The 18,542-nt window shown below is 60.5% G+C and carries 14 protein-coding genes; 10 read left to right on the top strand and 4 right to left on the bottom strand.

Annotated features, from left to right (window positions below; genetic code table 11):
• Positions 1 to 30 precede the first annotated feature (30 nt).
• Complete coding sequence (locus tag C7T36_RS06825) at positions 31 to 1,242, top strand: acetyl-CoA C-acetyltransferase (RefSeq protein ID WP_045064286.1); 1,212 nt, start codon at positions 31 to 33, stop codon at positions 1,240 to 1,242.
• 55 nt (positions 1,243 to 1,297) lie between these two features.
• Positions 1,298 to 3,475: a 3-hydroxyacyl-CoA dehydrogenase NAD-binding domain-containing protein gene (locus C7T36_RS06820; protein ID WP_045064283.1), complete on the top strand. Its 2,178-nt coding sequence runs from the start codon at positions 1,298 to 1,300 to the stop codon at positions 3,473 to 3,475.
• 55 nt (positions 3,476 to 3,530) lie between these two features.
• Here the strand turns inward: C7T36_RS06820 and C7T36_RS06815 are convergent, their stop codons facing one another.
• Positions 3,531 to 4,571 carry an ABC transporter substrate-binding protein gene (locus C7T36_RS06815; RefSeq protein ID WP_045066630.1) on the bottom strand — a complete coding sequence of 347 codons (1,041 nt, stop codon included), beginning with the start codon at positions 4,569 to 4,571 and terminating at the stop codon, positions 3,531 to 3,533.
• Between the two features lie 271 nt (positions 4,572 to 4,842).
• Here C7T36_RS06815 and C7T36_RS06810 point away from each other — a divergent pair, with 271 nt between their 5' ends.
• The 6 genes from C7T36_RS06810 to C7T36_RS06785 all read left to right on the top strand — a co-directional run bounded on the left by C7T36_RS06810 (position 4,843) and on the right by C7T36_RS06785 (position 11,407).
• Entirely contained in the window at positions 4,843 to 6,777 is a 1,935-nt protein-coding gene (locus tag C7T36_RS06810; RefSeq protein WP_045064280.1) for an FAD-dependent oxidoreductase, read from the top strand.
• Positions 6,778 to 7,008: 231 nt separating this feature from the next.
• Entirely contained in the window at positions 7,009 to 7,776 is a 768-nt protein-coding gene (locus C7T36_RS06805) for an SDR family NAD(P)-dependent oxidoreductase (RefSeq protein ID WP_045066629.1), read from the top strand.
• 649 nt (positions 7,777 to 8,425) lie between these two features.
• Positions 8,426 to 8,800, top strand: a complete 375-nt coding sequence (locus C7T36_RS06800) for an MmcQ/YjbR family DNA-binding protein (protein ID WP_239654606.1) — start codon at positions 8,426 to 8,428, stop codon at positions 8,798 to 8,800.
• A gap of 59 nt (positions 8,801 to 8,859) precedes the next feature.
• A complete protein-coding gene (locus tag C7T36_RS06795) occupies positions 8,860 to 9,255 on the top strand; it encodes an MmcQ/YjbR family DNA-binding protein (RefSeq protein WP_204368950.1) in 396 nt (131 codons plus the stop codon).
• Complete coding sequence (locus C7T36_RS06790; RefSeq protein ID WP_045064272.1) at positions 9,239 to 10,567, top strand: replication-associated recombination protein A; 1,329 nt, start codon at positions 9,239 to 9,241, stop codon at positions 10,565 to 10,567. Before C7T36_RS06795 ends, C7T36_RS06790 begins: the two co-directional genes overlap by 17 nt.
• Before the next feature lie 441 nt (positions 10,568 to 11,008).
• On the top strand, positions 11,009 to 11,407 hold the full coding sequence (locus C7T36_RS06785) for a hypothetical protein (protein ID WP_146153432.1): 399 nt from the start codon (positions 11,009 to 11,011) through the stop codon (positions 11,405 to 11,407).
• A gap of 255 nt (positions 11,408 to 11,662) precedes the next feature.
• Here C7T36_RS06785 and C7T36_RS06780 read toward each other — a convergent pair whose 3' ends face one another.
• Positions 11,663 to 12,778, bottom strand: coding sequence for a glycosyltransferase (locus C7T36_RS06780; RefSeq protein WP_045064267.1), 1,116 nt, complete (start codon positions 12,776 to 12,778; stop codon positions 11,663 to 11,665).
• 250 nt (positions 12,779 to 13,028) lie between these two features.
• Here C7T36_RS06780 and C7T36_RS06775 point away from each other — a divergent pair, with 250 nt between their 5' ends.
• Positions 13,029 to 14,195, top strand: a complete 1,167-nt coding sequence (locus C7T36_RS06775) for a glycosyltransferase family 1 protein (RefSeq protein WP_045064266.1) — start codon at positions 13,029 to 13,031, stop codon at positions 14,193 to 14,195.
• Positions 14,188 to 15,804 (top strand): glycosyl hydrolase family 28-related protein, encoded by a 1,617-nt coding sequence (locus tag C7T36_RS06770; RefSeq protein ID WP_052683314.1) that lies wholly within the window; start codon positions 14,188 to 14,190, stop codon positions 15,802 to 15,804. Before C7T36_RS06775 ends, C7T36_RS06770 begins: the two co-directional genes overlap by 8 nt.
• Before the next feature lie 26 nt (positions 15,805 to 15,830).
• Here the strand turns inward: C7T36_RS06770 and C7T36_RS06765 are convergent, their stop codons facing one another.
• Positions 15,831 to 17,306 carry a polysaccharide biosynthesis tyrosine autokinase gene (locus tag C7T36_RS06765; RefSeq protein ID WP_045064265.1) on the bottom strand — a complete coding sequence of 492 codons (1,476 nt, stop codon included), beginning with the start codon at positions 17,304 to 17,306 and terminating at the stop codon, positions 15,831 to 15,833.
• The gene (locus C7T36_RS06760; RefSeq protein WP_146153431.1) at positions 17,299 to 18,438 is read right to left on the bottom strand and encodes a hypothetical protein; all 1,140 of its coding nucleotides are present in this window, start codon (positions 18,436 to 18,438) and stop codon (positions 17,299 to 17,301) included. The genes C7T36_RS06765 and C7T36_RS06760 overlap by 8 nt, the downstream gene beginning before the upstream one ends.
• Between the last annotated feature and the right edge of the window lie 104 nt (positions 18,439 to 18,542).

Genomic DNA, 18,542 nt, shown 5'->3' with positions numbered 1-18,542 from the left:
ACTGAGCCGTCATGACCAAAAGGAATCCCTGTGAGTGAACAAGCATTTATCTACGAGGCCATTCGCACGCCGAGAGGCAAGCTGCGAAAAGGCTCATTGAACAGTGTCAAGCCCGTCGACCTTGTAGTCGGGCTGATCCAGGAACTCGGAACCCGTTTTACCGCAATGGATCCCGCAGAAATCGACGACGTAGTACTGGGCGTCGTCTCCCCGGTGGGCGAGCAGGGTGCAGTCATCGCGCGCACCGCGGCCCTGCTCGCGGGATTGCCGGATTCGGTGCCAGGCACGCAGGTCAATCGCTTCTGTGCGTCAGGTCTCGAGGCCACAAACCTGGCGGCGCAGAAAGTTGCATCCGGCTGGGACGACCTGGTGATCGCCGGCGGCGTCGAGTCGATGTCGCGTGTCCCGATGGGTAGCGACGGCGGCGCCATCTTCACCGACCCGGCGACCGCATACGACCTGTACATCGCCCCGCAGGGGATCGGCGCCGACCTCATCGCCACGGTCGAAGGATTCACCCGCGAGGACATCGACGGTTACGCCGCACAGTCACAGGGGCGCGCGGAAAATGCTTGGAATGCAGGCTATTTCTCCAAATCCGTGGTTGCGGTGCGGGACTTCAACGGGGTCGTCCTGCTCGATCACGACGAGCATCGCCGTCCGGGAAGCACCGTCGAGAGTCTGGGCAAGCTCACACCGGCGTTCGAAAAACTTGCGGCTACAACCGGTTTCGACGAGGTTGCGCTGCAGAAGTACGTCAACATAGAAAAGATCAACCACATCCACACCGGCGGTAACTCTTCGGGCATCGTCGACGGTGCCGCACTGGTACTCGTCGGCAGCGAAGCCGCGGGTAAGCGCGGCGGCCTGACGCCGCGCGGCCGCGTCGTGGCCACCGCCCAAACCGGTAGTGAACCGACGATCATGCTGACCGGACCTACTTCCGCCACCGAACTCGCTCTGAAGCGGGCCGGACTGACCGTGGACGACATCGACGTCTTCGAACTCAACGAGGCCTTTGCCTCCGTGGTCATGAAGTGGATGAAGGATCTGAAGATCCCGCACGAGAAGACCAACGTCAACGGCGGGGCCATCGCGATGGGCCACCCACTCGGCGCTACCGGAGCCATGCTGGTCGGCACCGTGCTCGACGAACTCGAACGTACCGGCGGACGCTACGGCCTGATCACGCTGTGCATCGGCGGTGGCATGGGTATCGCCACCGTCATCGAACGCGTCTGAGTCTGCACCCCGGTCCGCTCCTCCCTCTGTTGAAGAGAAAGAACATACAGAATCAATGACTGACAACATGATCGGCTGGGCGCTCGATACCGATGGCGTCCTCGTGCTCACGATGGACGACCCGAATCAGGGCGCCAACACGATGAACGCCCTGTACACGTCGTCAATGGCCGCGACAGTCGACCGACTCGAAGCCGAGAAGGACAGTTTCGTCGGCGTCGTGCTCACCTCGGCAAAGCGAACATTCTTTGCCGGTGGTGACCTCAGGGACATGCAGGCTTGGGGACCGCAGGCGAAGAACCCGGTTTCTGCCACCGAGGTCACCACCCACCTCAACGAACTCAAGAAGGTGCTGCGGCGACTCGAGGTGCTGGGCAAGCCCGTAGTGTCCGCCATCAACGGCGTCGCGCTCGGTGGCGGGCTGGAAATCGTGCTGCACACCCACCACCGCATCGCGGCCGACGTCAAGGGCAACCAACTCGGCTTACCCGAGGTCACCCTGGGTCTGTTGCCCGGCGGCGGCGGAATCTCCCGTGTCGTACGGCTGCTCGGCATCCAGGGGGCGCTGGCAAACGTGCTGCTGCAGGGCCCGCGTTTGAGCCCGACACGCGCGCTGGAGTTGGGCCTGATCGACCAGGTCGTTGGTTCGGTGGCGGAATTGCTACCGGCGGCCAAGGCTTGGATTCACGACCACGCCGATGCCATACAGCCTTGGGACACCAAAGGATTCAAGATTCCCGGCGGCGGACCGGCTGACGTGAAGATGGCCCAGGTCCTACCGGTTATCCCGAGTCTCCTGCGTAAGCAACTCAAGGGTGCACCGATGCCGGCACCACGCGCGATCATGGCTGCCGCGATCGAAGGCGCGTACGTCGACATCGACACTGCCGACGAGATCGAGACCCGCTACTTCGTCTCGCTCGTGACCGGCCAAGTGGCCCAGAACATGATCAACGCCTTCTTCTTCGACCTGCAGGCGATCAACGGTGGAGCGTCAAGGCCAGACGGCTACGACAAGTTCACCGCTAAGAAGGTGGGTGTCATCGGAGCCGGAATGATGGGTGCCGCAATCGCATACGTCTCCGCCCAGGCCGGAATCGACGTGGTACTCAAGGACGTTTCGCTCGACGCAGCGGCGAAAGGCAAGCAGTACGCGGTAGCGCTGGAGGCCAAAGCGCTCGCCCGTGGCAAGACCACGGCGGAGAAGTCCGAACAACTCCTCGCCCGAATCACACCGACCACCTACGCCGCCGATTTCGCGGGCGTCGACCTGGTAATCGAAGCCGCATTTGAATCGGTCGAAGTCAAACACCAGGTGTTCCAGGAGATCGAGAACATCGTCGAACCCGAAGCGGTGCTCGGCTCCAACACCTCCACCCTGCCGATCACCATCCTGGCCGAAGGTGTCGCGCGCTCGGAAGACTTCATCGGAATCCACTTTTTCTCCCCGGTGGACAAGATGCCCCTGGTCGAGATCATCAAAGGCGCCAAGACGTCGGATGCTGTGTTGGCCAGGGTCATCGACTACACCCAGCAGATCCGTAAGACCCCCATCGTGGTCAATGACAGTCGTGGCTTCTTCACCTCGCGCGTCATCGGCAAGTTCCTCGACGAGGCGATGGCCGCCGTCGGCGAGGGCGTAAACCCCACGTTCATCGAGCAAGCAGGCGCACAGGCCGGATACCCGGCACCGCCACTGCAGCTCATGGACGAACTGACACTCACACTGCCGCAGAAGATCCGCAAGGAAACCGAGCGGGCATTGCTCGCCGCAGGCGAGACCGTTCCATTCCACGGTTCCAACGCCGTCATGGATCGGATGGTCGGTGAACTCGAGCGCACCGGACGATCCGGCGGCGGCGGTTTCTACTCGTACGACGAGAGCGGCAAGCGCGTCGGCATCTGGCCAGGTCTGCGTGAAGCGTTCAAGTCAGGGTTTACGGAAATTCCGTTCGAGGACATGAAGGAACGAATGCTGTTCGCTGAAGCGCTCGAGACCGTGCGCTGCTTCGACGAGGGCGTGCTGGAATCGGTCGCGGACGCTAACATCGGCTCGATCTACGGTATCGGCTTTCCAGCCTGGACCGGCGGCGTGATCCAGTACATCAACCAGTACGACGGCGGGCTGCCAGGTTTCGTCGACCGCGCCCGAGATCTGGCGTCGAAGTACGGCAGTCATTTCGAACCACCGCAGTCGTTGGTCGAGAAGGCCGAGGTGGGTGAAAAGTACTGAAGTAGTAAAGCACTGAGGTGGCCCGCCTCGATCCGAGGCGGGCCAGATCGCACCACTAACGTTGAAAGCTCCGCTCCCATTCTTCTTGGAACTTGCCGGTCAGCTCGGGAGTGAGCGCAGCGGTGTCCGGTAGAGGGATATCCTGCGCACGTCCGACCGAACCCGAGATGTCCGGCAGAGCACTACCGTATCCGTACGAGAGTGCCTTCTGCCCTGCTTCTGTGACCATGAAGTTGGCCAGTACCTGCGCGGCATTCGGATGCGGCGCGGACGCAAGTACCAAGGAATACCACGGCGTTCCCCAAGCCGGCTCCGGCAGTACCCAGTCCACCGGGGCACCTGTCGCCATCTCCCGCACCAGCGGTTGCACCATCGGGGTTGCGGCAATCTCACCCGAGCTCAATGCTTGGGCGATACCCAGCGAACTCGGGTAGATTCGAGGATTCAGGGCCGCGAGCCGTTCGTTGAAATCGCCGTTGCCCCAATTTTTTTCGAAGAACTGGTACTCGTCGACCACGGCCGCGAATCCGCCGGGGTTCACAACCCCGATCTTCCCCTTCAGTGCGGGATCAAGCAGGTCGTCCGGTGATCGAAGCCCCTGGGGCAGAGCGTCGGTGTTCCAGCCGAGCGCGAATATAGCCGCGCTGGTCAGGAAGAACTGGTCGTCGATCACACTTCGAGCGCGATCGTATATCGGATTGTCGAAGGCTGGGCCGACAATCGCCGTCGAGAAGTCGCCGGTTGCGGCGGCATTTTTGATCCAGGACGGATCCGAGGACATGTGAACGTCGCCTACGCCCTTGCCGGTTCGATTCTCGGTTTCGATTCGAGGGTTCATCTCGACATCGGTGCCGCGCGTAACTTCCAAGGTGATCTGCGGATACTGCTGCGCAAATGCAACCCGCAGTGCCTCGAGGTTTGCCGGATGCTGGGTGGAGTAAAGCCGCACGGAACCTTCGGCTGTGGCCGCGGCGACGACGTCGTCCCAACTGCCGGAGGCCAGCGTTGCCATGGTCTCGTTACTGCTGCACGCGGCCGCCACCATCAGCGTGGCGGCCGCAGTCACCGCTATGACCGACCGGGGAAAGATCTTCATGTACGTGCCCTTCTGGCGCTCGTATGTCATAGGTATTTTCCGGAGATCTCGTTGTCGAACCGCGAAAGATATTCGAGAACAAGCAAATTCAGCATTCATTCGAGATGACCTGAACTCGGTTTAGCTGACGACGGCAGTATGCCATAATGTGGCTCACGTCACAATAGTTGGGTGCGCGCAGGTTTTCGATGCCGCCATTCTTGGCTAAACTGAATTCAATACAGTTAGAGTAGGATCGCCATGTCAGTAGTTGCGAGCTGGGAGAGCACTCATGGGTAACGAATTCCCCCACCTATTTTCACCGTTCGCAGTCGGTGGCATGACCATCAAGAATCGATTGGTGGCCTTGCCTGCCGGTACGAGTATGGCCGAAAACGGTGTCCCCACACATGGGGACACCGAACATTTCCAGCGACTCGCGGCCGGTGGAGTAGGTCTGATCATCGGCGGTGCCACCGTGGTGCACCCGACCACGACGCTGCGCTCACGAAAGCTCGTCGAGGCGTACATCGACGAATTCGTTCCGGCCACAGCCGCGAAAGTCGAAGTGATACACCGTCACGGCGCGAAGTTCATCGGTCAGTTGTGTCACCTCGGCCGCGAATTCATCGGCGGCGAATCGGATGCACCGCCGTCTGCCCCGTCCCCGATAAAGACACCGCGCGATGCCTACCCCCCTCACGAACTCACGATTACCGAGATCGAAGACATTATCGAAGGCTGGCGCATCTCGACCGCAAATCTTGTCAAGGCAGGCGCAGACGGCGCGGAAATCCATGCCGCGCACGGTTATCTGCCTGCTCAGTTCATGTCCCCCTTGACCAACCAGCGAACCGACAGCTTCGGTGGATCGTTCGAGAATCGAATGCGTTTCCCCCGCTTGGTGATCGAGGCAATGCGCTCCGTCATGCCGACCGGATTCGCCCTCGGCGTGCGACTGAGCGGTGAAGAGGAAATCCCCGGCGGAATGCGGATCGATGACTGCGTGCGCATCGCCGAGAAAATGACCGAACTGGGGGTCGATTACTTCTCCATCACGCACGGCACCCGCGGCAAATACGTCAAGGACTCCACCAGTGAAGATGGAGTCGCAATTCCGTCTGCATCGAAAGTGCGGGCCGCCACCGGTATTCCCACCCTCGTCGGCCAGCGCATCCGCGACGCCGCCGCCGCCAATCACGCGATCAAGTCCGGTCACGTCGACATGGTGGGTATGGCTCGGGCGCTGATCGCCGATCCCGACCTGCCGATCAAGTCGCAGACCGGCCGCCTCGACGAGATCCGTGGCTGTCTTGGCATCAATCAGGATTGCCGCGCCTTCGACCCGCATCTACACTGCGCGGTCAATGCCGAAGTCGGACGCGGCCGGCATCCGGGTATCGGTGCCGTCTCCCCGCGCGTCAAGGAAGTTTTTGTCATCGGCGGCGGGCCGGCCGGACTCGAGGCCGCACGCGTCGCTGCCGGCCGCGGGCATCGTGTCACATTGTTCGAGCAGGACACCGTTCTCGGTGGCGCCGTCCGTGTTGCCGCAGCCGCCCCACATCGCGCCACCCTGATCGACATCGTCGATTACCTTGCGCGAGAACTCAAGCGGCTCAGGGTCGACATCAACCTCGCTGCCGGAATCGACGTCGACGACCTCGCAGACATCCACTCATCGGCCGACCACGTCATCGTGGCCACCGGATCACGGCCGGCGGAGTTGCCGATCGGTTTGCGCGGGCGGCCCGTCGCGACGATTGACGATGTTCTCCTTGGCCGGGTGCCCGAGGTCGAGAGTCGTCGCGCGGTCGTTTACGACGAGGGCGACGGGTTCTGGCCGGCGTACAGCGCGGCCGAAGCGCTTGCCCAGCAGGGCTGGAGCGTTACGATTGCCACTGCATTGACCGCTCTGGCCTCCAGAGTTCCGGCTGAAAGCGTGGGTCCGTTGCTGAGTCGACTCGGCGACGCGGGGGTCGAATTCAAAGTCAGTCACTCGTTGGTGATTCCCGATAGTTCCTCGGCCCCGCTGTTCCTGCGCCCTGTCTTCGGAAGCGGTGACGTCACGTTTGACGATGTGCTGACCGTCTGGCATCAGCCGCGAGTTCCGGTGTCATCCCTGGGCTTGGAACCCAGCAGAGCAGTCAGCATTATCGGTGACTGCGTAACTCCCCGTCGATTGAGTCATGCCATCGCGGAGGGGTACCGCGCCGGTGCGGAATTGTAGGGGTACTTCCACGGAGGTCCATGACATCATCGCTCCGCCCTTACTGCGAGGCGAGCGTGATCGCGGGGCCGATTCGTCGGTGAGGCGGTATTACCGCTAGTGCCAACAGGATTCGCACACACTGCAGTCAGTTTTGGGTAACGCCTCAACCCCGGCCGGCGCTGACGTGCGCAAGTAGAACGCAACAACCAGTCATTTTCGATCAATTGAGAAGTGAAGAGTGCATACGACGTGGAAATCAAGGGAACCGCAGCACTGGTCACCGGAGCAGCTTCCGGACTGGGTGCAGCTACGGCCAAGCGCCTCGCCGACGCCGGCGCTACCGTCTTCGGCCTGGATCTGCCCGCATCGATCGAACGCGCCGGCGACAATGTCCCCGCCGGTGTCACCCTCATCCCTACCGATGTGACCAGCGGCGAAGAGGTCGAAGCTGCCATCAACCAGATCGTCGAATCCGGCTCTCCGCTGCGTATCGTCGTCAACTGCGCCGGCGTCGGCTGGGCCGGACGCATCCTGTCCAAGAACGGCCCGCATGATCTCGAACTGTTCCGCACGGTCATCACCGTGAATCTGCTCGGCACGTTCAACGTCATGCGCCTGGCGGCCGACGCCATTGCCAAGACCGAGGCCGTCGACGATTCAGGTCAGCGCGGGGTTGTCATCAACACCGCATCTGTTGCCGCATTCGAAGGCCAGATCGGACAGATCGCCTACTCCGCATCCAAGGGCGGCGTGCACGGCATGACGGTTCCGGCTGCCCGCGACCTGGCTCAGTTCGGCATCCGCGTCAACACGATCGCTCCTGGCATCATCGACACCCCGATGCTCGCGGGCGTCACCGACGAGTACCGCAAGGGCCTCGAAGCCGGCGTTCCGTTCCCGTCGCGTCTGGGCCAGCCGTCCGAGTACGCGCAGCTCGCTCAGATGATCGTCGAGCACGATTACCTCAACGGCGAGACCATCCGCATGGACGGCGCTCTCCGCATGACACCGCGCTGACCCTAGGGCAGCTAGGGGTTACTGCCGGGGAAACCTGCAGTGGCCCTCATATTTTCAACATCGAGCCGTACGACGCTAAGACGACAGCGATGTGCTTCTCGGGCTGCCAGCAGTGTCGCGTGCATGGGTGCGCACAACACTGCTGGCGTAGTTTTTTGTTGCTGTGAGCTGTGGTGACAACACGACCCTCCCTTCGGGCGGGAGGTGGGAGTGTCTCGGCTTAGCACCTGCACCACTGATCACGATCAACAGGTGCATCAGTTGGGACAGTGACTCGAGGTCCGTTCGCAGAGACGCAACCGAAAAACCTCTCACATCATTCCCGGCCCATTGCCATCTTCAAAGAAGCTCCCCAACAGGAAGTTCCGCAATTATTCGAGATAGGAAACCAGCACGTCCCGCTGGCGTCTGACGCCGTGGGTGCCGAATCAGGTCGCCTACTCCGGAGCTGATTGATCCGTAGGCGTACATTTCGCGCGCTGGTCGCAGTCCTCGTTCGGTGGCTCGGCTGTCCCCGCAGATTGCGTCGACCAGGATCTCGCGAACCTCTTTCTCGTCTTGGGCGTGGGCGATCGCATCGGTGTAAGTGTGTCGGCGCTGGTGCGTACGTTTGTACGTACATTCAGGTGGGAGGGTAATGGTGCAGGGCATGGAACTTCAGGAGCGAGCTGCAGCCCGCACGACGGAACTGCCGGGCGCGGAGCTGACGTATCCGTTCGGTGAGGACTGGAAGGTGTGGAAGGTATACGGGAAGGTGTTCATGTTGCAGACCGAGGTGACCGGGGAGCCGATCGTGATCGTCAAGGCAGCACCCGCGGACGGGGAAACACTCCGGCAGTCGCACACGGATATCACCGCGGGCTATCACATGAACAAGCAGCACTGGATCACCGTTCACCCGGGAGGTTCTGTCGATGCCGGGCTTGTCGACGATTTGGTCGTAGAGTCGTATCTGTTGGTTGTCGAGAAGTTACCCAAGCGGGAGCGGCCGGTCGACCCCGACACGTTCGGACGACACGGGTGAGTCTGACTGGGCCCCGGTTGCAGCGGCTCGCCTGCACTGCCGCCCAGGGGCTTCCGGGGGTGACGGAGGGATACCCGTTCACCGAGCATCTGCTGGTTTTCAAAGTCGCCGGACGCGTGTTCCTTGTCGTCACGCAGGATCCGGGCGAGCCGATCATCACTGTGAAGGTCGATCCTGCTCATGGGGCGGCCCTGATCGGTGAGCACGACACTATCGAGCGAGGACGCTATTTCGACAAACGTCATTGGGTGTCCGTTGGGTCTGGAGAATCGGTGACCGCCTCGCTGGCCGAGAGACTCGTCCACAACTCCTACGAATTGGTGACCGAGCAGCTTCCAGCCTCCCAGCGAACGTTATTGCGCCAGAGCATCGAAGACCTGAAGCAAACCGGAATCAGATCGGCGGGCGCGGCCGACAGCCAGAGAAAAGAGGACAGCGATGACGAAAGATCCTGACGCGGCGTCGCTGTTCGAGGTCGATGACACCTCACGCCCGCTCGCAGATCGGCTCCGTCCCACGCAACTCGAGGATGTCGTCGGACAGGGGCATGTGCTTGGCCCGGACGCCCCGATCGGGCGAATGATCGAACAGGGAAAACTGTCTTCCACGATTTTGTGGGGGCCGCCCGGATGTGGGAAGACCACAATCGCAAGGCTTCTCGCCGAACGCACAGATCTGATGTTCGAGCCGTTGTCGGCGACGTTCTCCGGGGTTGCGGACCTTCGTAAGGTGTTCACAGCGGCCAGCAAGCGGCGAGAGATCGGGCAGGGCACCCTGCTGTTCGTCGACGAGATTCACCGTTTCAATCGCGCTCAGCAGGATTCGTTTCTTCCGTACGTCGAAGACGGGACGATTGTGTTGGTCGGAGCGACGACCGAAAATCCCAGCTTCGAGCTCAACGGCGCTTTGCTCTCTCGGTGCCAGGTTTTCGTCCTCAAGCGGCTCGACGAGTCGGCGTTGCGCACCCTCGTAGATCGCGCCGAGCAGCTCACCGGCCGCACGCTCCCGGTGGATACGGGGGCTGCGGAGGCCTTGATCGCTATGGCCGACGGTGATGGTCGTTACCTGCTGAACCTCGTCGAACAACTCCTCACCCTGCCACCGGAGAGCGCGCCGCTGGACACCGCCGGCCTGGCACAGGTGGTGCACAAACGAGCGCCACTGTACGACAAGTCGCAAGAAGGGCACTACAACCTCATCTCCGCCCTCCACAAAGCCATGCGCGGATCAGACCCTGATGCTGCGTTGTATTGGCTGGCGCGCATGCTCGACGGCGGTGAGGACCCGCTCTACATCGCGCGGCGACTCGTGCGGTTCGCCAATGAAGACATCGCGATCGCAGATCCGCACGCAGTGCACCAGACGCTTGCGGCATGGGATGTCTATGAGAGGCTCGGCTCTCCCGAAGGGGAACTCGCCATCGCGCAAGCCGTCGTATACCTTGCGACCGCGCCGAAGTCGATCGCGGTATACCGGGGCCTTAACCGGGCGATGCGAGCGGCGAAGGGGTCCGGATCCCTCCCGCCGCCCGCGCATATCCTCAACGCCCCTACAGGTCTGATGAAGTCCCTCGGATACGGAGCGGGTTACGAGTACGACCCCGAGACCGCAACAGGATTCTCGGGCCAAAACTATTTCCCTGACGGTATGGCGCGTCAACGGTTCTACGAACCCACCGACAACGGTTACGAACACATCATCGCCGACCGGCTCCGCCAGTGGGAACAACTCCGCGAAAACCCGGATCGGAAGGACCGTACTACATAGCGCGACAACAAGGTTCGTGGACCGATCTATCGAAGGAGATGTCGAAAGTATCGCCATGGCGAACATCGTTTAACCGCTCTGCGTCCCGGCCAACCCGATTGTTTGAAGCTTTTCTCCCGTCTGCGTTGTCTCGAACCGATCAGCATGTGGGCACATGTCACGTTCCGTCGAAATTTTCGACGATCACCGGGATACGTATCAATCGCTGTGCACGACAACAGCTATGACCCCGTCTCGCTGAGCTACAGCTCTGGCCAGGAACGGTTCAGCGTCAAACATGTCGGAATTTGTGACGCGATTGCGTTCGAGCGCAGCAAGGGTGAGTTTCAAGTTCTTCCAGGGATGTCAGATTAAGAGCTCGACAGTCAGCTGACGCAGTCATTCTGGTCGGTTGGGCATATGCTCCGTGGCACTTGTGATGCCGAGGTAGGGGAAGAATTCATGGCTAAGAGGTTTGTGTTCGCCGGTGTTCTGTCTTATGCGCTGCTTACCGTTGGCTGCAGTGGAGAATCAACGCCGACTGCGGCCGAAGATCCGGTGGGCACACTGCAGTCTGCTGCTGAAGAGTGGGCTACCAGTTTCTACTCGGGCGATGCGTCGGCCGCTTACGCTCTCTTCATACGAGAATGTCAAGAGAAGTTCTCAGAGGAGGAGTTCAAAGCCTTTTCCGACGTCGCTCAGGCGACGCCCCGGACAGTGACCGATGTGACCGCCGAAGTGGACAGCGGTAAGGGAACTGTCGGCATCTCGTTCACTGAGGAAACCGACTTCGATACGAACATGCCCTGGGTTTTGGTGGACGGGGACTGGAAAACCTCGGACTGCGCTATGCGGGAATAGCTGTAGTACCGATAGAGCGTCGAGTTGTTGTCAATCACGCGAGTGCCGACTCGGCACGCCGTGTAGTTGCCGTCGTACCGTCATTTGAGGGACGCGGATTACCCGCTACGCCACCCGAATCGAAATCTGGGATTGCGTTGCCTGATATCGGACGCACACAAAGGATTGGGCTCCGGCCGACCGCAGTGTCGAATTCGTTTTGCCGGCGTCGGAACCACGTCCGGTTCTACTTGGGCATGTTCGACCGCCTACCGGTCATCTGCTCCCAAGCACACCGTCAACCACTCTAATCATGTTCTCTCCAAAAGCCTTCTGTGAAAAGCCTTCGGCCCATGCGCGGATTACCTTCGAATCGAAATCACTTGGATCGAATGCTTCCATTGCTTCGGCGAGACCGCTGACCACCTTTGTGTCGTCGCCAGGGGACACGAGGACACCGGATTTTCCAGGGATAACCGTGTCGAGCGCACCGCCTTCGCCCAAAGCGATCACGGGGGTGCCGGTTGCCATCGCCTCGACCGGGACGATGCCGAAGTCCTCGACACCGGGCATCAGCAGGGCTCGGGCCCGCCGGTAAAGATCCAGTAGTTGATCGTGGGGGACTCGCCCGACAAAGACGGTGTCGTCGGCTGCCAACTCCTTGCAGACGTCCATCCATCGGCCATCGCCCACAACGACGAGTTTCTTGCCCGCCTGCCGTGCGGCTCTAATTGCAAGGTCTGGCCGTTTGTAAGGCACCAAGCGGCCGGCAAGAAGGAAGAAGTCTTCCCGGTCGATCGAGAAATCGGGGGTGAATCCATGGGTGTCCACGGGTGGGTGCACCACCACTGCTTCTCTGCCCCACCAGCGTTGAATCCTGTCGGCAACCTCGGTCGAGTTCGCGACTACCTGGTCGAGCCGACTCACAGCTTTCAACTCGCCCCGACGCGCCACTTGCGCCAGTGCTGCGAGCACGGCTGCGCCAGCTGCGCCACCCGACTCCTGCGCGCGAAAGGCGGGATCCCAGGCCCAGCGCGCCGGGCTGTGTACGTATGCGATCACCGGCGCATCGGTGGAGAAGGCCGCTTGTGTGGCGAAGGCGTGATGGCTCACCACCACCGCATCGACCTCTCCCAGCTTCATGCCGCGAAAAGCGCTGGGCAGCAGCGGCATCAGCGGTGCGTAAGAAGACCTTCCCAGTATCCGGTAGGCACCGTCGACCCATGTCGTGACAGGAGGGGACGAAAGTCCTGCAGGTATGCCTGCAGGCCGGGCAAGAGGCACGTGGACGGCGGCGTGCGGCCAGGTCAAGGACAGTTGCTCAACCACATGTTCGGAACCCGCGATCTCAGTGAATCGCTCGTGCACTATCGCTAATTTGGGTTCGTTCATGTTTGCTTCGAGACTCCCGCAACGTGTGACAGTTATTTGGTGTGTGCCCTTTTATCTGACGATCCGGCTGATCGAGCTTTGTTGATACCCAGCCGAAGTCGCCATTTGCTGCCGTGAATGCACCTGAAACTACCGGTGATCCGACAAGATCAGTTCCTTCGTGCCGAAGGTACCATTTCATATGCGAAGTCGGACATTTGACAGGGCATCATTATCTCCATCAAATTGACGGACCTGCAACAATTCACTTATGGATACTCCCCGTGCCGGTCAGGCGAGCCGAGATGGCGAGTCGGTTGATCTGTTGTTCGATGCCCGACATATTCGTCAGAGTGGTATCGGCACCTACATCAGGACCCAAATTCCTGTGCTCGAGCAGGTGCTGAAAGAACGTGGATTCCGGCTGGCCATCCTCGCCGACCGAAATGCGGCACCTGACACCAGCGAAGAAACTCGTGTGATTCTTGCGGATCCCGCCGAGGCCCGAATGTATTCAATGGGTGAACAACGTGTGTGGCGTCGCGCATTGTCGGCAACCCGTCCGCAGGCACTGTGGGTTCCGCACTACCCCTTTCCTTTTGCACTAACGTCTCCTCGTAATCGGGACGTTCGATACTTCTCCACGGTGCATGACACCCTCCATATCGAAGACAAAAAGCTGAGCGACCAGAATCGCGCAAAGAACGCGTACGCGTGGACGATGCTGAAACTCAGCGCACGACGGGCCGCAACGATTTTCACCCCGTCCCAGGCCACCGCCCGTTCAATGGCTGCAATCGCACCCTCATCCGAGGTGCTGGTGACGCCGATCCCTGTAGACGACGTGTGGTTCTCTGAAGCTGACTCGGCGTCGTCGCCAGTTCAACGCCCCTACATTTTGTATGTCGGCAATATCAAGCGGCACAAGAACTTGCCGGTACTTCTGGACGCATTTGCGACGATCTCGGATTCCATCCCACACACACTGGTGATAGCTGGTGGCGATGAGTCACTCAGGACACTCGACGACCGAATCAACCAGCTTGTGGCAACCTTGGGTGAACGTGTGCAGTTAACGGGCAGACTTCCGTTCGACAGTCTGCGTGCTCTGGTGGCTCAGGCGGACTTATTGGTGATGCCTTCACTTTTCGAAGGTGCCGGTCTTCCGCCGCTGGAGGCAATGGCGTCCGGTACCGCGGTTCTGGCGTCCGACATCGCGGTGTTGAGGGAAACGTGCGGCGACGGAGCAGAGTATTTTGATCCGCACGATTCCGAAGCCTTGGCCGAACTCGTGAAGAAGTACTGTGACAACGAAGACGCCAGGGCGTCGTTGACTCATCGCGGAGAGTTGCATGTCAAGCGGCGCCAGTCCGAGATCGTGTCAACAGCTACTGCCGAGAAGATATGTTCCTTCCTGAGTGAGGTGCCCATTGGCTAACTGGTCGTCGGCGCTGTCGCGCCGCAAATTTCTCGGAATGTTCCCGGCAGCGCTGGCACTCCCTGCCGCTCTGCCTGAATCCTTCAACGCCGTTCGCCGCGTCGAGGGCGGCGGTGACGTCATTGATGTTCGCGATTTCGGTGCGGTTGGTGATGGGACACAGGATGACTCGATTGCCATTCGCAATGCCGTCGCCGAACTGAAATCTGGAGACGTCTTACTTTTTCCGTCCGGCCAGTACCGCTTTACTCAGCGTCATCCAGCAGGCGGCGCTGCTATCTCGATAGTGGGGATCTCTGACGTTTCGATCGACTTCGACACCGGTGCCGAACTTCTGATGGACAACCTGGACGACAACGGAGCCGGCACGAGCCACGGCATCGTGCTGCGTGGTCCGCTGGAGCGAGTGTCTCTTCACAACGTAGCAGTGCGGTGGGCAAGCCAGCCGGCGCTGCGGTCGATGGGCGACGGAATCCGAGTTGTGGGATATGCATCGGACACGTCGGCAGTGCCCGATGGATGGACCGGACCCGGCAGGCCGGTTAGTTGGGTGACGTTGAGCGACTGCAGAGTCGAGTCGAGCCCGCAGGCAGGTGTGATCATGATGGGCGTTTCCGACATCACTGTTGACGGACTTCACGTCGAGAACACCATGGCCGACGGACTCCATTTCAACGCGTGCCGACGTGGAACCGTCGAAAGGTATTCAGCAACAAACACTGGTGACGACGGTTTGGCACTGGTGACTTACTACTCTCCAGAAGCCCAGTTCGACAGCGCTTCCGAGACCTTTTCCTTCCCGGCGTTGACCGAGTGGTCGAACACCGACTTCGATGTCACCGACGTCCAAGTGTCGGGCGGTGCGGCAAACGGAGTGCGTTTGGCGGGGGTCAATCGATCAACGGTAGCTGCAGTAGTGGTCGACGGAGTATCGAACGGAGCAGGTGTCATGGTCGACTCGGCATCGCCGGACTCGGGCGCCGGGTGGCACTATGTGGCATCGCGCGGTGTGCAGCTGGATGGGCTCACCGTTGAGGACTCTCACACAGGGCTGCACGTACTGGCAAGACCGAACGGGTCGACTGGCGACGCTTTCAGCCGGTTCGACCTAGAGGTAGCGGGCGTTGCCGTTAACAACTGTCTTTACTGGTCGGTTCTCGTGGAATCTATTGCAACCCCGCCTGTTACCGGGATTTCGCTGATCGATTGCACGGTGATCGACACCGAAATAGGTCCAGGTACCGGAGCTGTCGGGCTGCAGAGGACCCAAGATGTTTCACTGGGAACCGTCTCCATCACGACGGCGAAGTCTGCGGTCGCGTTCTCCGCCGACAACTCGGCACAGTTCACGATCGATCAGCTCAACGTGACTGTGACGGGTCCGCCGCTCGGTTCCGAAGCCGGCGGACCATTCGCCGTGTTCCAGGGCTCATCCGGGACAGTGGTTGCTGCGGATTTGGTTTGGGAGCAAGCACCCTCGTCGTGGCTACCTGTTTTGATCTTCAGTGACAGTTGTGTCGGTGGCACGCCTACGAACCCGGAAGTGAGCGTTGGTACCGTGACAACCACCCCGCCGAAGGGAGAGCCGGTCTTCGTCGCCTGCCGATGACGAATTCGATGCCGATCGGTTTTCTGTCAGACGTTTGTTTTGACCGGGCGGGACTCGCGTGTGAGCAGCTTTGCCGCTGACAATCGGGCGCCGCGTTTGCGTGCGCTGCGTGCCAGTGGCCTCGGGGAGTCATTGAGTACAACGCCCCAGACTCGTAATTCGGCCAATGACAAACGTTCGATGACAGCACCCAGTTCGGCGTACCTCGTATGGTCAGATCGCGCCACCAGCAGGACACCGTCGGCCCAGCGTCCCAGCACAAGGGCGTCGGATCGGTCAGCCATCGGTGCGGTATCGACGATGACGTAGTTTGCGCGAGCAGCAAGATCTGCGAGTCCGTTGCGCATCCGAGTGCTCCCGAGTAGTTCGGACTTGCCGGGCGCGGTGCGTCCCGCCGGGATGAACGAGAGCTTCGGATGCCAACTCGCAGAGATGTATCGGTCGATGTCGTCACCATTGAGTAGGTAATCGATCAGACCGGCTGGTGATGCGTTCTTTCCATGATCAGAACCATGGCGTCCGGAGCGCACATTCGCTTCGTCTCTTCCTGCGGCATCAACGAATACGACCTCATTGCCGCTCTCAGCGAGAGCGATTGCGAGGTTCAGCGCGACCGCTGTCTTGCCGTCGCCGGTGACTGCACTCGAAACGATGATGGTTCGGCATTCGCCCCGACCGGGTTCGTGGTCGGCGATCACGGTGCGGAGACGGCGGAATGCCTCTGCGGCAGGGCTCTCTCTCGAGAAGTCGACAACACCGGTTTCCAGCGCTTTGTCCGCAGGAATGGCGGCCAGCACTGGCCCGGACAGAAACTTGCCGAGTGCGGCGACATCCTGAACTTTCCGGCTCATTTGACTGCGCAGATATGCGTAGAGCAACCCCACCAAAAGCCCGGCGATCACACCGAGTGCGGTATTGCGCACATACTGCGGTCCGCCCTCAGCGTCGTCGGGCACCGCCGGGCTGATCACCGACAATCGCACTGGGTCCGGAACCACGGTTTCCGACTGATCCGGTGCCGGTTGTGCAGGTGTGCTCCCGTCCAAAACAGCAACGGCACCGGGAAGTGCTTGCGCTAGAGCATTAGCGAGCTCCGCCGAGGTATCGGCGTCCTTCGCGCGCACGGTCACCGTCAGGATCGCGCTTCCGACATTGGCACTGGCCGTGGTCATTTCGCGCACGTCAGAGTTCGACATCTCCAATCCGGTGTTTGCCAGAGCGGTTTCGATGAGGAAGTCGGAGCTCAGCAACTTCGTGTACGCCTCAGTACGCTGACGACTTGTACCGTCGGTGTCGCCGAAGTGAGGCGTCTGGTAGATCACCGCGGAAGATTCGTAGCTCGGCGACTGCACACTGGTCAAGATCGCTCCCAGGAAGCCCCCGAACAGTGCGCACACAAGCAGGATGATCCATCGATTGCGAACTGCGCCAACCGCTGAGCGGAGCCATTCGTTGCCAGCATTGCCCGGCCGGTATGTAGTCCCTGCAAACTTGTCAGTCACTTGACTTCACATTTCCTCTCGAAACCATGTCTTCCAGTTTGGTGGGAGACTGCCCTCGTGCCGCCACGAACACGCAGACGAGCGTCAGGAGGACCAGGAAAACGGTAATTCCTTGCGTAAGCAGCTGAATCCGCCATACCTCGGCAAAACAGTATGCGATAACTCCTGCCGATCCGGCGATCACTGGACCGTATGTCAGGAACCGACCGAAAACGTAACCGGCCAGCGGGAACAGCAGGAGCGTGTACAGCCACCCCCACGCTCCGAAATCCGTATAGATGTCAGCGAATTCAGAGTTAGTTGTGAAATTCGGTGCAAACGAGACCGAAAAATCGTAGGAGTCTGCGCCGAGCGACTCCTTTGCTCTGACCTCATGTGCCGGAACCAGAAAGCTGGGCAGCGCCGCCGACACGGAGGCGACGACACTCCCTGGCTTGTCGAAAGTGCCGCGCATGATCGCATCCGACACTCCCATGGACACCTGAGCCGGCACAGCGAGATAGGCGCCGGACTGATAGAGATTCATCGCGATCGGGTTCGAGACTCCCGCATCGCGGTAGTAGTTGCCGTTCCGGACATAGTTGAGCGCCGTGAGCATCAGGAACATGATCGCTACAGCGGTGATGATGTGCCAAGGCCGCAGAGATTTACGGTCCGCGCCCACGGATTTGCGGGGCACCGCTGTCTGTAAGACGACGTACACCACGACCGCCATCAGTAGCGAGAGGCGGGACGCGACCATCGAGTTTGCCACCAGGAGAAGAACGGCCCACAGTACGAATCCAGGATGGAGCACCTTTTTTCGCCAGAGGTAAACGCTGATGGGTGCCGCCAGGATGGTCGCGTATCGAAGCGTCGCGATTCCGGCCGAGTCGGGTAGTGCCTCCGTGAAGGCGTTCCCGGTCTGGGTGGTCAAGGCGTCGACAATGGATGTCGCTGCAGTAATCCGGTAGTACGCATACGCCACGCCGATCGTGGACACTGCGAGGATGAGGAAAAAGTAGCGCCGTTCGAAGTTCGTGCTGGTTGTTCGCTCGACGAACTCCTGTGTCGGCGTTGTGCCCAGTCCCAATCTCCAACCGATCGTTGCGAGCACCACAACCATGCCGTACCAAACCGCAAGCAACGTCACGCCGGCAATGGTGAAAGGGGCGGGTTGGAGGAATCCGCGCAAATTCAGCAGTGAGCCGGTCGGACACTTACCGGCCGAACACCAACCGATCAGGGACGCCCATG

The sequence above is a fragment of the Rhodococcus sp. AD45-ID genome, from assembly GCF_003023755.1.
Classification (GTDB): domain Bacteria; phylum Actinomycetota; class Actinomycetes; order Mycobacteriales; family Mycobacteriaceae; genus Rhodococcus_F; species Rhodococcus_F globerula.
The sequence above is the reverse complement of the archived record's forward strand: the minus strand, read 5'-3'. Positions and strand labels throughout refer to the sequence as shown.

What these genes read in the sequence shown, in the direction of transcription:
- C7T36_RS06820 (WP_045064283.1), top strand. Translation starts at nt 1,298, where the DNA reads ATGACTGACAACATGATCGGCTGGGCGCTCGATACCGATGGCGTCCTC.
- C7T36_RS06815 (WP_045066630.1), bottom strand. Translation starts at nt 4,571, where the DNA reads ATGAAGATCTTTCCCCGGTCGGTCATAGCGGTGACTGCGGCCGCCACG.
- C7T36_RS06810 (WP_045064280.1), top strand. Translation starts at nt 4,843, where the DNA reads ATGGGTAACGAATTCCCCCACCTATTTTCACCGTTCGCAGTCGGTGGC.
- C7T36_RS06800 (WP_239654606.1), top strand. Translation starts at nt 8,426, where the DNA reads ATGGAACTTCAGGAGCGAGCTGCAGCCCGCACGACGGAACTGCCGGGC.
- C7T36_RS06790 (WP_045064272.1), top strand. Translation starts at nt 9,239, where the DNA reads ATGACGAAAGATCCTGACGCGGCGTCGCTGTTCGAGGTCGATGACACC.
- C7T36_RS06785 (WP_146153432.1), top strand. Translation starts at nt 11,009, where the DNA reads ATGGCTAAGAGGTTTGTGTTCGCCGGTGTTCTGTCTTATGCGCTGCTT.
- C7T36_RS06780 (WP_045064267.1), bottom strand. Translation starts at nt 12,778, where the DNA reads ATGAACGAACCCAAATTAGCGATAGTGCACGAGCGATTCACTGAGATC.
- C7T36_RS06775 (WP_045064266.1), top strand. Translation starts at nt 13,029, where the DNA reads ATGGATACTCCCCGTGCCGGTCAGGCGAGCCGAGATGGCGAGTCGGTT.